This is a genomic window from Proteiniclasticum sediminis, from assembly GCF_018128025.1.
Classification (GTDB): domain Bacteria; phylum Bacillota; class Clostridia; order Clostridiales; family Clostridiaceae; genus Proteiniclasticum; species Proteiniclasticum sediminis.
Genome location: NZ_JAGSCS010000005.1, coordinates 1 through 17,713, shown reverse-complemented (window position 1 = coordinate 17,713; position 17,713 = coordinate 1). Strand labels below are relative to the sequence as shown.

Below are 17,713 nucleotides of genomic sequence, written 5' to 3'. Positions count from 1 at the left end.
GTCGTCATAGTCCTTCACATGGACCACAAAGGTATGCCCGCCGGAAACCACCAGGGACACGAAGGGGGGCACCAGATCGGGATACTGGATATAGTTGGCCGCAATGTGCCCTTCGATGTGGTTCACCCCAATGAGAGGAACCCCCAGGGAAAAGGCCAGGCCTTTGGCATACTGCAGGCCCACCAGAAGGGCCCCCACGAGGCCGGGACCATGGGTCACCGCCACGGCGTCCACGTCATGGCGAGAAATGCCTGCTTCCGTCAGGGCCATTTCCACCACTCCGGTGATGTTTTCCACATGCTTTCGGGATGCCACTTCCGGCACCACGCCACCAAACTTCTGGTGAATGTCGATTTGTGAGGAAATAATATTCGATAAGACCTGTCGGCCGTTTTTTACAATGCTGCAGGCGGTTTCATCACAGCTGGATTCGATCGCCAGAATATAGATATCTTTCATGTTGTCGGAACTCCTCCCATTTTATCCTCGGGAAGAATTCTTCCCTCCTTAATTTCTGCTTTTCCCCGCATTGGGTCTATGCTATTATACCGTGTAAATCCATGATACGCAAAAACCTTGAAGATTTTCTAAAGGAATCCTGAATTCGGCAGTAAACCCATCCGCTCCCCCCAGCTCTCTCCTTTTTCCGGTCTTCCTCCTGCTCCCCCCGTGGGCAGGAGTTCCCATTTGTGATACAATAAAAGAGAATACACGTTCATTCCGAACCCCCAGAGGAGGACATCCATGGCCGATTATGCGAAAATTGTGGTTCCCGGAACCCCCATCAGCAAGTCCAATTTCAAAATGGTCAGCAAATCCGGCCGTTTTTTCCTGCCTCGGGACTCCGGCAGCTATAGTGACCGATACGCCAACTATGAAGCGGCCATTGCCCTCCACAGCCGAAACCAGAATCCCGGCGTGGTGTTCACCGGTGCCCTCATTGCCATCCTGAAGGTTTTTTATAAAAGCGAAAAACGCCATCCCGATACCAACAACATTACGAAAAGCATATTCGATGGCGTGGAAAAATCCGGCATCATCGTCAATGATGCCCAGATCACCCGCCTGGTCATCGAAGAGTATTTTGACAAGGAAAATCCCCGCTTCGAACTGGAGCTTTATCCCGAGCATCTTTTCGCCATGGATTTTCGCGTGCTTCGCCGGGAGGAACCCCTTCGAAAAAAAAACTATGAACCCCCCTCCAACCGCAAGGGTGAACTGAAAAAAGTGAAGGAAATGGGCAAGCCCCCGAAAAAGGAAGCCCCTGCCTCCACAGGGAAAATCTGCAGCGTTTGCCAGAAGCCCCTGGCGCCGGGAAACTACATCAGCGGAAATGGAGGAACCACCCTCATCTGTAAAGGGTGCTTCGCCAAACTCTACTAAGACAAAATCGTGACCCCTTCATCCAGATCATTTTGGACGAAGGGGTCATTTTAGTTTTCCTCTGGATTTTGGACTTCCCGCAGGTACTTGGCGGCATCCTCGCCGGCCCGTTTTCCCTTGTCCCGGACCACCTTAAGATCATAAGAGATTTCATCGGCATTTCCGGCCACAAACATCCCCATTTCATCCATCCCCCGCCGAAACTTTTTGAAGAGTCTTCGGGAAGGGTCCAGGCCCACGGAGAGGAGAAGGCTGTCGCAGGGAATTTCCCGGACGGTTCCTTCCGCGTCCTTGACCTTAACCCCCCGGATCCTTCCATTTTCCAGGATCTGGGTGATCTTTGTGCTGTACAGGATGGTGATGTTGGTAAAGTCCGTCAGGTCATCCAAGTAGGCATCCGCCTGCCGCTGACCCTTGCTGGGCTCAATGACCGTCACCTGGGATGCGCCCTCGATGATGAGCATTTTTGCCATATAGAGGCTGTTGATGTCTGCGCTGTAGATGATGACTTCTTTTCCGGGCAGGTAGCCCGCATTGACAATGAGCTTCCGGGCCGAACCCACACTCATGATTCCCGCGGACTTGTTGGAGGAAATGTTAAGCTCTCCCCGGGGCCTTTCCCGGGCGCCGGTGGCAAAGACGATGGCCCGTCCTTTGACGAAGACCACACCCTCCTTGCCGGAGACGTACTTCACGGTTTTGTCCCGCTTCACCTCGAGAACCAGCGTGGAGAGCTTCACCGTCATCTTTGACTTTTCCACCTGGAGACGAAGATCCTCCGCCACCTCCACACCGGTGATGCCTTTTTCCATGAATCCATGGCCCGTTTCAATGAGCTCATTGAGAATCCCGCCGAGATTTTCTTCCCGATCCAGGAGGAGGATCCTTTCCACGCCCTGTCTTCGGGCTTCCAGCGCCGCTTCAATGCCGCTGGCGCCTGCACCGATGACAATCAGATCATATTCTTCCATGGTTCACCTCCCGTGTTTGTTTTTGATAGAGAATCTTCCCGCCCTTCATGGTGAGCACCACCTGGTTCATGCCGAAATGGTAGGGCAGGAACCGATAGGAGGGCGCATCGATGAGGATCAGGTCCGCCGCCTTGCCTACTTCCACACTTCCCGTAAGGTGGGCCCGATTCAGCGCCGCCGCCCCATTGAGGGTCACCGCCGTGAGGACTTCCTCCGGGGTCATCCCCATCTGGAGACAGCCCAGGGCAATGACTAAAGGCATGGAGTGGGAAAAGGAGCTGCCGGGATTGAAATCCGTGGCCAGGGCCACGGCCAGCCCTTCATCGATGAGTTTCCTTGCCGGAGCATAGGGCTCCTTCAGGGAAAAGGCGGTCAAGGGCAGAAGCACCGCCATGACGCCGGCCTTGGCCATGGCCTTTAGCCCGGCCTCATTGGCCTTCAGGAGATGGTCGGCACTGACGCAGTGAAGCTCAGCCGCCAGCTGTGCTCCCCCCAGATCATGGATTTCATCGGCATGAATTTTCAGTTTCAGTCCCGCTTCCTGGCACTGGGTGAGGTATACCCGGGATTCCTCCACGCTGAAGACCTTCTTCTCCGTGAAGATGTCGGCAAACTCCGCCAGCTGCTCCACCCGGACAAAGGGAAGCACTTCTTCCACCAGATAGGCTAAGTAGGCTTCATTTTGTCCCGTGTACTCTTCAGGAATATCATGGGCGCCCATGAAGGTGGACACCACTGCCGGTCCGCCAAGACCATGGAGCTTTTTCGCCACCCGAAGCTGCTTCAGCTCCGTTTCCCGGTCCAAGCCGTAGCCGCTTTTGGCCTCCACGGTGGTGACCCCCTGCTCCGCCATGGCCTGGAGTCTTGCCCAGCCTGTCTTGAGCAGTTCCTCCTCGGAGGCTTCCCGGGTGTGCTTCACCGTGCTTCGGATCCCGCCGCCCTTTTCCATGATGGCCATATAGCTTTCGCCGCGAAGCCGCATGGCGAACTCTTCCTCCCGGGTACCGCCGAAAACGAGATGGGTGTGGGCATCCACAAAGCCCGGAAGAAGGGTCTTCCCCTCCCCGTCCAATATCATAGCTCCAGGGGAGAGATTCTCCTCCAGCTCCGGTCCGCCGATGGCGGCAATCTTCCCCTCCCGGATCAGCACATAGGGATGTTGAAGCTCCAGGATTTGTCCCATGGCTTTCCCTTGCTGGGGTCCATTTCCTCGAGGAGTGGCCAGACTGGCCAGATTCCGGATCAGTATCTCCTTCACGTGTTACGCCTCCTCCGAGAGCTTGTTCTCCAGGATCTGGTCCGGAGAAAAGTTCTCAATGCCCATATAGTATTCGATGGAATCGATGAGGGCTTTCTGGGGCACGAGACCAATGATCTCCGTCCCCACCACGCTGACGCCGTAGCGCTTTGCTTCAATGCGCACCATCTCCAGGGCCCGATAAAGGGAGGTTTTCGTGTAGTCCGTGAGGTTCATGGACACCTGGGCGAGATTTCGCTCCTTTAGGTAAACCCCCATGCCCTTGACATAGCGGAGGCCGCCGCCGATATGGCGGACCTTTTTCGCGATGGCATCGGCGATGGCCACATCGGCGGTGCTGAGGTTGACGTTGAAAGCCACCAGAGGCATCCGGGCGCCCACGGCCACCACCCCGAAGCTTTCATGGGGGGCCTTGGGGCCAAAATCGCTCTGCCACTCGGGAAGCTTCATCTTCTCCGGCATCCCTTCAAACTGACCTTTTCGGATGGCCGCCAGGTTTTCCCGGTGGGAGGCGCTGGCGCTGCGCTCATAGAGGAATACAGGAACCCCCAGTTCTCCCAGCGCCTGGCCCACTTCCTTGCTCAGGGCCACGGCATCCTCCAGGGTGAAGTTCTTGATGGGGATAAAGGGAATGACGTCACAGGCGCCCATGCGGGGATGCTCCCCCTTGTGCTCCCGAAGATCGATATGGGCCATGGCCACCTTCACGGATTCCACCACGGCGACCTTCACCTTTTCCGGTTCACCCACTAAAGTAACCACACTGCGGTTATGGTCCTTGTCACTGGAGTAATCCAGAAGCTTGATTCCTTCTTTTCCGCGGAAGCAGCTGACGATCTTTTCCACCACTTCCAGATCCTGTCCGACGCTGTAATTGGGTACACATTCTACAATCCGTTCCATTTATTCCTCCCACAGGCTGTCCAGCAGCGCTTCTTCCGGTATTTCCGGGATGGTGATCCATCCCTGGCCTTCTGCATTGAATTTTTGACTGGTTTCCAGAGCATGGGGATTTCTCGCCCAGGATCTGCGAGCCACGCCGCCCATGACATCCCAGGGCATGGCCATCTTCAAAATCGTGTCCACCCGCTCGCTGCCGTCCAGCACCATGCCGAAGCCGCCGTTGATGGACTTTCCGATGCCCACGCCGCCGCCGTTGTGGAGCGCCACCATGGTCATGCCCCGGGCAGCATTGCCGGCAAAGCACTGGACGGACATGTCCGCCATGATGTTGGAGCCGTCCTTGATGTTGGCCGTTTCCCGGAACGGGGAGTCCGTTCCCGACACATCGTGGTGATCCCGGCCCAGCATGATAGGGCCGACCTTCCCTTCCCGAACCAGGGCATTGAAGGCCAGGGCGATATTCAGCCGTCCTTCTGCATCCTGATAGAGAATGCGGGCTTTGGTGCCCACCACCAGCTTGTTTTTCTTCGCATCCCGGATCCAGTTCCAGTTATCCCGGTCCTGGGCCCGGCGGGTGGGATCGATGAGCTCCATGGCGCAGCGGTCTGTGGCCTCCAGGTCTTCTTCCTTTCCGGAAAGGCAAACCCAGCGGAAAGGACCGTAGCCATAGTCAAAGAGCTCCGGACCCATAATATCCTCCACATAAGAGGGGAAGATAAATCCGTCTTTTTCGTCCTGGCCGTTTTTGGCGATCTCCCTCACCCCGGCATCAAAAATGGCCTTCATAAAGGAGTTTCCATAGTCAAAGAAATAGGTGCCCCGCTGGGTGAGGGCCACAATGAGTTTATAGTGCTTTCGCAGGGTGTCATCCACCATGCGCCGGAATCCTTCCCGGTCCTCCTCCAGAAGACGGGTTCTTTCTTCAAAGGTAATCCCTGCCGGGCAGTAGCCCCCATCATAGGGTGCATGGCAGCTGGTCTGATCAGAAAGGAGATGAATGACCTTATTCTCCGTCACGGCATAGCTCAATAGATCCACAATATTGCCATGGAAGGCGATGGATAAGGCTTCCTTTTTTGCCATGGCCCCTTCTGCCCATTGGAAGGCTTCCTCGGCACTGGCCGTCACCGCCTGGACCCATCCCTGGTCTTTCCGGGTTCGGATTCGGGACGCATCCACCTCGGCCACAATGGACACTGCCCCCGCAATGTCGGCCGCCTTAGGCTGAGCTCCGCTCATGCCGCCAAGGCCGGAGGACACAAAGAGAAAGCCCGCCAAGTTTTCCTCGCCCACCAGGCCCAGCTTCATGCGGCCGGCGTTGAGGATGGTGTTGAAGGTGCCATGGACGATGCCCTGGGGCCCGATGTACATGAGTCCCCCTGCGGTCATCTGGCCGTAATTGGCCACGCCCATCTGCATGGCGTAATGCCAGGCGTCGGGATGATCAAACATCCCCACCATGAGGGCATTGGTGATGATCACCCGAGGTGCCAAAGCATGGCTTTTAAAGAGTCCCAAGGGATGCCCGGATTCAATGACCAGGGTTTCCTCGGCACGGAGCTCTTCCAGATAACGCTTGATGAGACGGTACTGCATCCAGTTCTGACAGACCTGTCCCGTTTCCCCGTAGGTCACCAGTTCATAGGGATAGAGGGCCACAGCAAAATCCAGATTGTTATCCATCATGACCTGGATGGCCTTTCCCTCGATACAGTTCCCCTGATACTCCTCCAGAGGCTTCCCAAAAATGCGGCCTGCTGGTCGGTAACGGTACCCGTAAATTCGTCCGGTTGTTTTCAGTTCCTCCAGAAACTCCCGGGCCATGACTTGGTGATGGGCCTTCGGCACATACCGCAAGGCATTCATGAGTGCGATCCGCGTGTCTTTCTCGTTCAGCGTGTATCCGCGGTTTGGTGCCCGGCGAATGCCCGGTTCAAAGGCCGGATACTCCGGCAAAATGTCATCCAGTCCCACCCGGATCCCTGCGTCCATCGTCCTTTCCATAATAAATCCCCCCTTATTCGTGCGCCCATGGCGTCGTTATCTTTATTTTACCTTCTTCCCGAGGGATTATAAACCTTTACGGGAGAAGATTTGGAAAACTCGAGAATCTTCTTCGTTTTTATTTGATTTTAATTTAGGTCTCGTATGATGAAACAAAGAGGAGGTTTATGCCATGAGAAAACGCACATCCTACTATATCGGACTGATTCTGATCATCATCGGAGCCGGCGCCCTCTATAACTCCATCTTCCTGGATAATCTGTTCTCCATGAGGAACATGTGGCCGCTGTTTATCCTGCTTCCCGGGCTCTTTCTGGAAACAGACTATTTCGCCAATTACCGGAACCGGGATGCCAGCATGCTGATCCCCGCGGGAATTTTAACCCTCATGGGGGGATTTTTCCTCGTGAAGCAGTTTGTCCCCATCATGGACGAACTCACCGGATCCATCTTCATCGTCATCGTGGGCTTTTCCCTGCTGCAGTATTACGCTGCCAAACCCCGGGACCGGGGGATTCTCATCATTTCCCTGGCGCTGATTCTCCTGGGCGGATTCCTGGGCTATGCACGCTACGTGGAAGAGATGCCCTATTGGCTGAACCGTGATTCCATCCGGGCCATCGCCATCCTGCTCCTGGGCCTTTACTTGGTCTTCCGTGCCCTGGGCCGGGACAAAAAGCCCGATTCCACCTATCGCCCCCGGGAGGAGTATACCCGGGATCGTCAAAGTTCCCAGACGCCTCCCCCCTCGTCCCAGACCCCTTCTGGCGATGCCGGGGACAAAATCGAAAAAGAGCCCTGATCGAGGGCATAAAGAATGACCTCCACCGCGGTGAAGGTCATTTTTTAGCGCTTATTTTTCCGAATCATCGGTCCAGGTCACTTCTTCCAGAATGATGCCGGAGGTTTCCGACTCCACCTGATCCTCTTCCTTGTAGAAGTGGCTGGGATCGCCGTAGACCCGGGTTTCCTTGGTGACGATGGTATCCGCTTTTTCGCGGATCTGCTCGACGATTTTTGTCACATCGATCTTTTTGACGCCTTCCACCAGATCATCCATGACCTCGCCGGCCTTGTCCTTCAGATCCTGAAGATCCTGTTCTTCAATCCGAACCCGGACTTTCTGAATGTTGTCGTCGAGGAACTTTTCCACGGCATTTCCGCAGTCCTCTCCCGTCTTTCGCATTGTACGGATGGTCTTATAGGCCAGAGATTCCTTTCCCAGCTTCATGGCCAGAAGCCCTGCAGCGTCGCCGGAGATCTTAATGGCCTGATGGGTGAACTCCCCCACAGAATGGGAAAAGGCCTCGATCTTTTTCTTTTTTTCGTCCATGATGCCGCTCCTTCTCCCGCTAGAATGAATTCTTCGGGATGATAAATTTGACTTTTTGGTTGCCGATGCTGAAGTGGGCTTCCCTGCGGGCTTCCAGCTCCCCATCGATATTGACGTACACCGGCTCGTCGCTGTAGAGGGAAATGGACTTCGCCCGCTGGAAGGTGACTTCCTCCAAATCCATATGCTTCCCCTGCACCGCCAGGGGGAGGAATCGCATGATCTTGCTGCGGGTGATGTTGCGAACCAGGATGACATCCAGAAGACCGTCCCGGATATTGGCATCCGGAGCGATTTTGATGCCGCCGCCATAGTACTTGCCATTGGCGATGGCCACCATGAAGGCCGAGGTATCCAGCTCTTCACCGTCAATGACCATCCTGAGATTCAAATCCTGGAAATCCTTCGCCGTATCCAGAACACTGGCGAGATAAGCGAACTTATTGGGCAGGAGTTTCACCGCCTTGAACTTCTCCACGTTATTCACCACGGAGGCATCAAAGCCCATGGAGGCGATGTTGATGAAATACCGTCCATCCACCTCGCCCAGGTCAATCTCTTCCTCGGAGCCCAGTACGGTATTCATTAGAATCCGCCGGCGGTCAAACTTCGTCACGATGCTCTTGATGAAGTCATTCCCGGAACCTCCGGGGATGCATCCCAGGCTGGAGCCTGAGCCCACCATGCCGTTGAGCACCTCATTGAGGGTTCCGTCTCCGCCTACGGCGTAGATGCGGTAATCGGCCTTGGCGCTGTAGCGCCGGGCAATTTCCGTGGCATGGCCCTCTTCCTTGGTGTAGACAATCTCATAGTCGATGTCCGTGTATTTCAGTTTCAGTTCTTTAAACAGTTTGTGTATCGTATCGGTCATCCGTAGCGCAATGCCATTGCCCGCCACCGGATTGACGATGAAGAGATGTTTTACCGTTGCCATATCTTACCTCAACCATCCTCAAATTTTCCATTTTGTTCAATATGTTCATTGTATCTCATATCTGCTCATTTGTTAATTCATCCCGGGTCTTTCACAAAAAAATAACAGCTGACTTCCGGGCGGTTGCGCCGGGAGTCAGCTTGCACTGCTTCTCACCGCAGATTCTGGACAAAAATGATTTTTTGACCTTGGGCTTGTGCCACTTCCGTCCAGCGACGGACAAAATCGCCCCGGGCCCATTCGGCCATGATGATCTGTTCAGTCTCTTTAATCTCGATCATCTGCAGCGGTTCATCGGAAATGGTATTGACGCCGGTGATCCGATACATCATGAGGTACTTCGGGGTCCGGATCAGAATGAAGCTGTTTCCTGGGGCATTGAAGGCATCCAGGGCCTGGGGCACTTTATCCTTGATGCGGTCCCAGGTGATGGTCATGCCGTCATAGGTGATGAGATTCACGGGAGGTCGCATGGCCACCGGCACATAGACCTCTTCATCCCGGGTTTTGGCCAGGGCTCCCATGAGCCATCGTCCGCTTTCCCGGTTCAGGGTGAGGCTCTGGTAGAAGTCTTCCATATTCACCTCATCCACCGAGATGCCACCGTCTTTGGCAAGCTTCTGTTCCAGTGAGTTCCGGAAGGCCTTGAGTCCCGCGGTACCTGCTACATCCATGATGTTCGCCGGGGTATAGGTTTGGTACCCGTCCACGGAGATGGTATAGCTCTTCTCCAGTTTCTCATGGGTGGTGTAGGGACCATCCGTGGTGGAAATTCCCACATAATTGTTGGCGACAAAATCTAGGTCCACATAACGTCCTGGGAAGGCTGCCGTCGCCACGGGGACTTCCCCTTTACTGAGCGAACTGAGGGAGGCAATGACCAGGTGCTCCTTCTTCAGGCCGTTTTGAACCGAAGAGACCACGGAGAGACTCCAGAACTCCTTGCGGGGAAAGAGAATGTTCTTGATCTCGTAGACCTCTTGGATCTCCCCGTCGTTGGTGATCCACAGGGTGCGGTAGGAAGAATCCTTGGCCACACCAGTGCGCTCCCCCCGAAGACCGATGAGGACGCCTGCCCGGGGTTCTTCCACAATATCCGTCAGGAACTCCTCCCCCGTGATGACATCATTCCCATATTCCTGGGTGTCACCATCGGTGGAGGTTTTCTCCTTGCGCTTCAGCTGAATGAAGTTGCTTCCTTTCACCAGGGCGATGTTTTCCTCATCCAGCCTGAAAATTTCATAGAAGGATCCCGTGTCCGAGGTGATGGACACGACCTCCAGGGTTTCCTCCGCAATCTTGAACCGATCGGGGTTCACCCGATACTTCTCGAGGAAATAGTCAAAGGTTCGGACTCGCTTGGCCACATAGTCCGGATTCTCCACCTTCTCCAGGCCCACTCGGGCAAAGCCCTGGCGAAAATCGGCATAAAAGCTTTGAAAATTGCTGGCTTCCACAAATTTTCCTTCCTCCAGGCTGGTAACCTTCACAAACTCGTACTCGCCGGCAATGGCGTTGGTGACGACTTGCGGTGTGACAATCCCTGCCCGCATTTCCGAAAGTCCAAAGGTGCAGCCGGAAAAAAGCAGTCCCATGGTGAGGAGTGCCGCGAGGATCAGGATTCTATTGTGTTTTCCTCTCATCTTTCTCATCGTAACTCTCCTTGGGGAATGCGGAAGGTGACACGGGTGCCCAATCCCACCTGGCTGGCAATGATGAGTTCCCCCCCATGGAGGAGGGCGATCTCGTCGCAGATGGAGAGACCGATGCCATTGGTGGAACGGGAGGTTTTCCCTTTGAAGAATTTTTCCTTCACCTTATGGATATCCTCTTCCGAGATCCCGCTGCCGTTGTCCTCCACAATGAAATCCACCATCTTGCGGTCCCGTTCCATGGAAATGCTGATGGTGCCGCCAGCTTCCGTAAACTTGAAGGCATTGTCCAAAAGGTTGATGAAGACTTGCTTTAAGCGATTCATATCCGCGTAGACCGTGCCCATATTTTCGGAAGTTTTCACCTGAAAATCTTTGCTTTCCCGCTTGGCCCGATCGTCAAAGTGCGTCTGGATAAAATCGAAGAGTTCCCGAATATCCACGGTCTGAAGCTCCAGTCCGATCTTTCCGGAGACGAATTTGGAGAAGTCCAGGAGTTCATCCACCATGTCCTTCAGCCGGTCTGCCTCTTCGGAAATGATCCCCAGGCCCTGTTCCAGCATCTCCCGATCCGTGGCAGGGTCCTTGATGGTGACCGCCCAGCCCTTGATGGCAGTGAGGGGCGTTCGCAGTTCATGGGAAACAGAGGAGATGAAGTCATTCTTCAGCTGTTCCTTTTTCTTGATTTCGCTGGCCATATGGTTCAGGGTATCCGAAAGTTTTCCCACTTCATCCTCGTGGAACTTCTGATTCACCACATTGTAGTTTCCGGTGGCCATGATTTCTGCGGTCTTTGTCAGCTCCTCAATGGGGCGGATGACCCGCCTGCCCAGGAGATTGCTGATGACCCCGGAAATCACGAGAATACCCAGACCGAAAAGCACGAAATTCAGGATGATGATCCGCATGGTTTGCTCCACTCCTTTTAAGGAAGTGATGAAGCGAAGAACCCCCACGATCTCATCATTGGAGATGAGGGGGCGGGAGACGGCCATGAGCCGTTCGCCCGACTGCGGACTGATGAAAATCGAAGATCCGCTTCGCCCTTCCAGGGCAATGGTGATGTCTTCATCCAGAAGGGGGGTTGCCGGCAAGTTTCCCGTGGAGTCCAGCAGCACTTCCCGGTTCAGACTGATGATCTGTACCAAAGCTGTAGACTGCCGCCAGAAAGCATCCTCGTCGTTGGCGATGTTCTCTTCCAGGGTATCATCGGCATAGTAGCGCTCATAAGTTCCTACAGCGATGGACAGCTGATTGTCCAGGGACTCCCGAACGTTGCTGCGAAAATAGCTTTGCAGGATGCTGGCCAGCGCCATGTCCGTGATGACCATGGTGAGAAGGATAATAAAAAGATAACTGATGGCAAGACGGGATTTCAGGCTTTTCCCGAAAATCCGAATAGTTTTTTTCCGGTGATGCTGTTTACCTATTCTTTGCCCCATCGGTATCCTGTCCCCCAAACCGTCTTAATGTACTGCGGGTCGGAGGCATTGTCCTCGATTTTGGCCCGAAGCCGGCGCATATTGACGTCGACGATTTTCGGATCGCCGACAAAGTCATAACCCCAGACCAGATTGAGCAGCTCATCCCGGGAAAAGGCCTTGCCCTCGTTTTCCAGGAAGATCTTCATGATGGCGAACTCCTTGGGGGTCAGTTCGATGGTGTCCTCGCCCTTTTTCAGGGTTTGGGAATACTTGTCCATGGTGAATCCCTTGCTGGAGAGTAACTGACTGTCCTCTCGGATGCCCTTGGCCTCTTCCAGTCTGCGGATGAGGGCTTTGGTCCGGAGGATAAACTCTGTAGGATTGAAGGGTTTCACCACATAGTCATCGGCGCCCTTCTCCAGACCGGAGATTTTGTCTCCATCCTGGCCCTTGGCCGTCAGCATGATGATGCCGATATTGGGATGGGTGGCCCGGAGTCTGCGGCAGACTTCAAATCCGTCGATCCCCGGAAGCATCACGTCCAATACCGCCACATGGGGTTTTTCCAGTTCGGTGAGACGCAACGCCTCTTCCCCGGATCCCGCTTCAATGACGGAAAATCCGTTTCGTTCAAAATTGATCTTCAGAAATGCCCGGATACTGGCTTCGTCTTCACAGATCAGGATTTTCATTCCAATTCCCCCCTCTTATTTCAGGATTCCAAAGGTATAGCCTTCGTTTCGCAAGGTTTCGATGACCGCGGGCAGCGCCTCCAGGGTGAGCCCTTTATTTTCCGCATCGTGCATGAGCACGACGATGACGTCTTTCACTTTCGTATATTTCAGGGAATCCAGGACAAAGGCCGCTGTGGCCGCCGCATCCTTGGGCCTCCGGACCGTGGGCTCTGAGTCCCCGTTCATGGCGTTCCAGTCAATATGCTCTATCCCATCCTCGGCCAGAAGAGCATCCACCTCAGCGGTCCCCTTCCAGCTCATATGCCCTCCGGGATAACGGAAGACATGGGAGGTGAAGTTGGCTTTCCCGGTGGTGCTGCGGATCAGATCCTGGGTTTTTTGAATCTCCTCCTGAATCACCAGAGGGTCACCCGTTTTCTGGGGATACAGCTTGTCATACACATGGGAGTAACTATGAAGGCCCAGGGAGCTTCCTTCCGCCAGTATGCGGTTTAAGGTATCCCCGGCGTTGGCGTTCTTTTCAATGCTGGTGCCGATGATAAAGAATGTGGCACGGGCATTATGGGCTTTGAGCACGTCCAGCAGTTTCCCGGTGTTGGCTACACTGGGGCCATCGTCGAAGGTCAAAAAAGCCAGCTTCTCGCCGGTGTACGGCACCTGACCGGTGATCCACTCCCGCACGGTTTTCGTGGAGTACGCATAGGGGGCTGCCGCAAAGATATGGTTGGAGTCTTCCACCAGATCCTCCGGCTTCACCACCGGTTCCTCCGGGGTCTCTGCCGGCGTCTCCGTCACCACGATGGGGGTCTTGGACGTGAAGTTCCGTTCCCCAAAGAACTTGAAGATGACGGCGCCTAAAGCCGTCCCCAGAACAAGTACCAGAAGAAGCAACACTAGGGCCTTCTTGCCCCGTCCCCCTCCTGAAAAATAACGATTCTGATTTGATGAAAATATATTCTTTCTGCCCATAAAACCTCCATGATATGATTTCATTCTAACGAATCCTCCTGTTCTTTTAGTTACAAAGAGGATTCAAATTGTCTTTTGTGTCTTACCTCCATTTTACCACATGGACCTGGGAGAAGGGCGGAATCCTTTGGAGTTCACGGTTTTTCCCCTGGAATTGCATTCTCGTCCTTTTGAAGGTAAAATAGGTAAATAAGAACATGCATCGGTCATCTTCGATGGCTGGCAAGGAGTGAAAATTATGTTTGGTTTTTTTAAGAAACAATTGGAGATTGCCGCACCCGTATCTGGCCGGACCATCCGGATCCAGGACGTTCCGGATGCCGTATTTGCTGAAAAAATGGCCGGCGACGGCGTAGCCATTGACCCCACTGGAGACACCGTGGTGGCCCCGGCGGATGGAGAGCTCACCATGCTCTTCGGTACCAAGCATGCCTTTGGCATGACCTTGGACAAGGGGGTTCAGATCCTCGTCCATATCGGCCTGGACACCGTATCCCTCAATGGAGAAGGCTTCACCGCCCTGAAAAAGCAAGGAGACTATGTGAAGAAAGGCGAAGCCATCGTCCGCTTCGACCGGGAGTTCATCACCGGCAAGGGCCTGTCCCTGCTGACCCCCGTCATCTTCACCGAGCTGGATCTTCTCAAGGAATTCGAAGCCCATGTGGGCATCGACGTGGAGGCCGGAAAGACTGCCGTCCTCACCTATACCGCAAAATAAGTCATTTGAAAGAGCATGGGTATTCAGGAACACCCATGCTCTTTTTATATGTCGGAAAATATGTTCGGTGGTGAAGGATCCCCGTTAATCGGCCAGCAGGACCCTTTCCTGAGGCAGGGGCTGCAGCCGAAGGATAGCAAAGCCGTAGCCTGCACAGAGTACAAGAATGAGAAGAAGTGCGGTCATTTCCTGCTGAACCGTTCCCTTCAGGGCCACGCTGCCGCTGATGTTGAAGAGGATATGGAAAAGACTTCCCGGGACCAGGTTCCCGGTTCGGGTGGCCAGAAGTGCCAGCAAAATGCCGATGGCTACCGCCGCCAGAATTTGGAAAAGCTGGTCGGAAAGGGAATAACCCTGGGCAAGATTTACAATATGGCCCACACCAAAGGTCACCCCTGAAATCACAATCGCCCGGTTCACTCCGGATCGCTTTGCCACGGCATCAAGAAGAAGGCCCCGAAAGATCGCTTCTTCGAGAAATCCCACACTGATCATCTTCAGGATGATGATTGCCAGAGTCAGCGGCGTTAAAGCTTTCTCGATCCCCTGGCTGAACTGAATCAGGATCATCAGCCCCAGCGGGATAAAGTACAAGGCCCGGCGGCCGTCTTCCCCCGTGATCTTCCAAAAGGCTGTCCACTTTAGGCCTTCCCCCTTCTTCCACTTCATCCAGAAAAATCCGGAGAGAAGAAATAGCAGGAGACTCGTCATGCTATCCGGAACCCCCATGGCCTCGGAGAGAGCCTGCCCAATATTGGCCACGGCGACATAGAGCGCGATCCACAACAAGGCATGTCTTAGGGCTGGATTTTGTGTGTTACTTTTCATTTTCACTGCTCCTCTGTTTTGGCGAGTTGCATTTTGAGCCCTAGAAAGGTATCCTTCAGTATTTTTTCGATTTCCGCTTCACTGACTTCAAAATCATTGGTGGCCACCAGGGAAGCAATCCCCTGAACCATGAGCCAGATATCCATAAACAGTTCTTCCGCGGTCTTTCGCGGGAGGCCAGTCATCTGGGCAATGAGATCCACGATGGGCTGGTTCTCTTCTTCTTTGATCATCTCCAAAAATCCTTTTTTGGGGATCGCTGCGGACATGAAGAGAAACTTGTAGAGATTCTTCTCCTCTTTGGCAAACTGGATGTAGGCCATTCCCAACCCCAGAAAAGGGATAGGATGCATTTGGAGTCCTTTCTCCATGGCAGCATTATGCTCCTCCTCCACGCGCTGGTAGAGGGCATTTTTCAAGTTTTCCATACTTTGGAAATTCCGAAAAACCGGCTGAATGGAGCAGTCTAATGCCTTCGCAATCTCCCGCACATTGACCCCGTCAATCCCTTTTTCCCGGGTAATGGCCAGGGCTGCATCGAGGATGGCGTCATCTGTTATTCTTACCTTTGGGGGCATGGTCTTCCACCTCTTTTTTTAAATATCATTCGATACATAACACTTGATATTTAATTTACCATTCCTTTGTCTTCCTGTCAATCTTTTTCGGACCTGTCATTTTCTATCATTCTCTACACCGCTTATTATTTTACGTCACGACAAAAAAAGCCTCCGAGCGTTAGCTCGGAGGCTCTGTAACTGGCATCCCCCTACTTTCCCACAGAGCTGCCCCTGCAGTATCATCGGCACCTATAGGCTTAACCGTCGTGTTCGGAATGGGAACGGGTGTAGCCCTATATGTCATCGACACCAGATTGTTGAAGAAACGGTGTTCCTTCAAAACTGCATACGGAAGAAAGTTTCGGTAAAGTTTGAGCTTCTTTTGATTAAGCCCTCGATCGATTAGTATGAGTAAGCTGAATGCATTGCTGCACGTACACCTCTCACCTATCTACCTTGTGTTCTTCAAGGGATCTTACTGGCCTGCGCCATGGGAAATCTTATCTTAGGGTGGGCTTCACGCTTAGATGCTTTCAGCGTTTATCCCGTCCCAACTTAGCTACCCAGCCATGCTCTTGGCAGAACAACTGGTACACCAGAGGTTGGTCCATCCCGGTCCTCTCGTACTAAGGACAGCTCCCTTCAAATTTCCTACGCCCGCGACGGATAGGGACCGAACTGTCTCACGACGTTCTGAACCCAGCTCGCGTGCCGCTTTAATGGGCGAACAGCCCAACCCTTGGGACCTACTTCAGCCCCAGGATGCGACGAGCCGACATCGAGGTGCCAAACCTCCCCGTCGATGTGGACTCTTGGGGGAGATAAGCCTGTTATCCCCGAGGTAGCTTTTATCCGTTGAGCGATGGCCCTCCCACGAGGTACCACCGGATCACTAAGCCCGACTTTCGTCCCTGCTCCACCTGTATGTGTCGCAGTCAGGCTCCCTTCTGCCTTTGCACTCTACGAACGATTTCCGACCGTTCTGAGGGAACCTTTGGGCGCCTCCGTTACTTTTTAGGAGGCGACCGCCCCAGTCAAACTGCCCACCTAACAATGTCCCGTGACCCGATCAGGGCCGCCGGTTAGAATCTCAATACTGCCAGGGTGGTATCCCAAGGGTGACTCCAGCAGACCTGACGATCCGCTTTCCCAGTCTCCCACCTATCCTGTACAGACAATATCGAAACTCAATGCTAAGCTACAGTAAAGCTCTACGGGGTCTTTCCGTCCAATCGCGGGTAGCAAGCATCTTCACTTGCACTACAATTTCGCCGGATTTGTTGTTGAGACAGTGCCCAAGTCATTACGCCATTCGTGCGGGTCAGAACTTACCTGACAAGGAATTTCGCTACCTTAGGACCGTTATAGTTACGGCCGCCGTTTACTGGGGCTTAAGTTCACACCTTCGCTTGCGCTAAGTGATCCCCTTAACCTTCCAGCACCGGGCAGGCGTCAGCCCCTATACATCAGCTTTCGCTTTAGCAGAGACCTGTGTTTTTGCTAAACAGTTGCTTGGGCCATTTCACTGCGGCCCGGCTTGCGCCGGGCACCCCTTCTCCCGAAGTTACGGGGTTAATTTGCCGAGTTCCTTAACAACAATTCTTCCGATGGTCTTAGGATTCTCTCCTCATCTACCTGTGTCGGTTTGCGGTACGGGCACTACGCGAGCTCCCTAGAGGCTTTTCTTGGCAGCGTGAAATCAGATACTCGAAGCCCGTAGGCTCCTCCCCATCACACCTCAGAATTAACGGACCGGGGGATTTGCCTCCCTGTCCTTCCTTGATGCTTAGACGTACAATCCAATCGTACGCACATCTTATCCTCCTGCGTCACCCCTTCGGTCAAACGCTTCGTAGTGGTATCGGAATATCAACCGATTGTCCATCACCTACGCCTCTCGGCCTGGGCTTAGGACCCGACTAACCCTGAGCGGACGAACCTTCCTCAGGAAACCTTAGATTTTCGACCTGCGGGATTCTCACCCGCATCTCGCTACTTATGCCAACATTCTCACTTCTGTACCGTCCACCACTCCTTACGGTATGGCTTCAGCCAGTACAGAACGCTCCTCTACCGCGGCG

At 53.8% G+C, this 17,713-nt stretch carries 16 protein-coding genes and 2 rRNA genes; 3 read left to right on the top strand and 15 right to left on the bottom strand.

Annotated elements, in window-relative coordinates; all coding sequences use genetic code 11:
• A partial coding sequence (locus tag KCG48_RS14740) for a tRNA (adenosine(37)-N6)-threonylcarbamoyltransferase complex transferase subunit TsaD (RefSeq protein ID WP_408004699.1) occupies window positions 1-459 on the bottom strand: 459 nt, incomplete at its 3' end.
• 285 nt (window positions 460-744) lie between these two features.
• Between KCG48_RS14740 and KCG48_RS05325 the strand changes: the two genes are divergently transcribed.
• Window positions 745-1,383 carry a RusA family crossover junction endodeoxyribonuclease gene (locus KCG48_RS05325; RefSeq protein WP_211800368.1) on the top strand — a complete coding sequence of 213 codons (639 nt, stop codon included), beginning with the start codon at window positions 745-747 and terminating at the stop codon, window positions 1,381-1,383.
• A gap of 50 nt (window positions 1,384-1,433) precedes the next feature.
• Here KCG48_RS05325 and KCG48_RS05320 read toward each other — a convergent pair whose 3' ends face one another.
• The 4 genes from KCG48_RS05320 to KCG48_RS05305 are packed head-to-tail and all read right to left on the bottom strand — an operon-like array spanning window position 1,434 to window position 6,519.
• Complete coding sequence (locus KCG48_RS05320; protein ID WP_211800366.1) at window positions 1,434-2,354, bottom strand: NAD(P)/FAD-dependent oxidoreductase; 921 nt, start codon at window positions 2,352-2,354, stop codon at window positions 1,434-1,436.
• Window positions 2,341-3,612 (bottom strand): imidazolonepropionase, encoded by a 1,272-nt coding sequence (hutI, locus tag KCG48_RS05315; RefSeq protein ID WP_211800364.1) that lies wholly within the window; start codon window positions 3,610-3,612, stop codon window positions 2,341-2,343. Before hutI ends, KCG48_RS05320 begins: the two co-directional genes overlap by 14 nt.
• A gap of 3 nt (window positions 3,613-3,615) precedes the next feature.
• Window positions 3,616-4,515: a glutamate formimidoyltransferase gene (gene ftcD / locus KCG48_RS05310; protein ID WP_211800363.1), complete on the bottom strand. Its 900-nt coding sequence runs from the start codon at window positions 4,513-4,515 to the stop codon at window positions 3,616-3,618.
• Entirely contained in the window at window positions 4,516-6,519 is a 2,004-nt protein-coding gene (locus tag KCG48_RS05305; protein ID WP_211800362.1) for a urocanate hydratase, read from the bottom strand.
• Window positions 6,520-6,691: 172 nt separating this feature from the next.
• Between KCG48_RS05305 and KCG48_RS05300 the strand changes: the two genes are divergently transcribed.
• Window positions 6,692-7,321 carry a hypothetical protein gene (locus KCG48_RS05300; protein ID WP_211800361.1) on the top strand — a complete coding sequence of 210 codons (630 nt, stop codon included), beginning with the start codon at window positions 6,692-6,694 and terminating at the stop codon, window positions 7,319-7,321.
• Between the two features lie 51 nt (window positions 7,322-7,372).
• Here the strand turns inward: KCG48_RS05300 and KCG48_RS05295 are convergent, their stop codons facing one another.
• The 6 genes from KCG48_RS05295 to KCG48_RS05270 form a co-directional block, all read right to left on the bottom strand.
• Window positions 7,373-7,852 carry a hypothetical protein gene (locus tag KCG48_RS05295; protein ID WP_211800360.1) on the bottom strand — a complete coding sequence of 160 codons (480 nt, stop codon included), beginning with the start codon at window positions 7,850-7,852 and terminating at the stop codon, window positions 7,373-7,375.
• Between the two features lie 19 nt (window positions 7,853-7,871).
• Window positions 7,872-8,786: a diacylglycerol/lipid kinase family protein gene (locus KCG48_RS05290; RefSeq protein WP_211800359.1), complete on the bottom strand. Its 915-nt coding sequence runs from the start codon at window positions 8,784-8,786 to the stop codon at window positions 7,872-7,874.
• A 152-nt stretch (window positions 8,787-8,938) separates the two neighbouring features.
• The gene (locus KCG48_RS05285) at window positions 8,939-10,438 is read right to left on the bottom strand and encodes a hypothetical protein (RefSeq protein ID WP_211800358.1); all 1,500 of its coding nucleotides are present in this window, start codon (window positions 10,436-10,438) and stop codon (window positions 8,939-8,941) included.
• Window positions 10,435-11,880, bottom strand: coding sequence for a sensor histidine kinase (locus tag KCG48_RS05280; protein WP_211800357.1), 1,446 nt, complete (start codon window positions 11,878-11,880; stop codon window positions 10,435-10,437). Before KCG48_RS05280 ends, KCG48_RS05285 begins: the two co-directional genes overlap by 4 nt.
• A complete protein-coding gene (locus KCG48_RS05275; RefSeq protein ID WP_211800355.1) occupies window positions 11,865-12,554 on the bottom strand; it encodes a response regulator transcription factor in 690 nt (229 codons plus the stop codon). The genes KCG48_RS05280 and KCG48_RS05275 overlap by 16 nt, the downstream gene beginning before the upstream one ends.
• Before the next feature lie 15 nt (window positions 12,555-12,569).
• The gene (locus KCG48_RS05270) at window positions 12,570-13,550 is read right to left on the bottom strand and encodes a polysaccharide deacetylase family protein (protein WP_211800353.1); all 981 of its coding nucleotides are present in this window, start codon (window positions 13,548-13,550) and stop codon (window positions 12,570-12,572) included.
• Between the two features lie 214 nt (window positions 13,551-13,764).
• On the opposite strand from KCG48_RS05270, the gene KCG48_RS05265 reads away from it, so the two are divergent.
• Entirely contained in the window at window positions 13,765-14,244 is a 480-nt protein-coding gene (locus KCG48_RS05265; protein WP_211800351.1) for a PTS sugar transporter subunit IIA, read from the top strand.
• An 84-nt stretch (window positions 14,245-14,328) separates the two neighbouring features.
• On the opposite strand, the gene KCG48_RS05260 is transcribed toward KCG48_RS05265, so the two are convergent.
• The 4 genes from KCG48_RS05260 to KCG48_RS05245 all read right to left on the bottom strand — a co-directional run.
• Window positions 14,329-15,072 (bottom strand): CPBP family intramembrane glutamic endopeptidase, encoded by a 744-nt coding sequence (locus KCG48_RS05260; protein ID WP_211800349.1) that lies wholly within the window; start codon window positions 15,070-15,072, stop codon window positions 14,329-14,331.
• Between the two features lie 2 nt (window positions 15,073-15,074).
• Window positions 15,075-15,650, bottom strand: coding sequence for a TetR/AcrR family transcriptional regulator (locus KCG48_RS05255; RefSeq protein WP_211800346.1), 576 nt, complete (start codon window positions 15,648-15,650; stop codon window positions 15,075-15,077).
• A gap of 178 nt (window positions 15,651-15,828) precedes the next feature.
• Window positions 15,829-15,946 (bottom strand): 5S ribosomal RNA (gene rrf, locus KCG48_RS05250).
• 68 nt (window positions 15,947-16,014) lie between these two features.
• A 23S ribosomal RNA gene (locus KCG48_RS05245) occupies window positions 16,015-17,713 on the bottom strand; the annotation flags it as partial.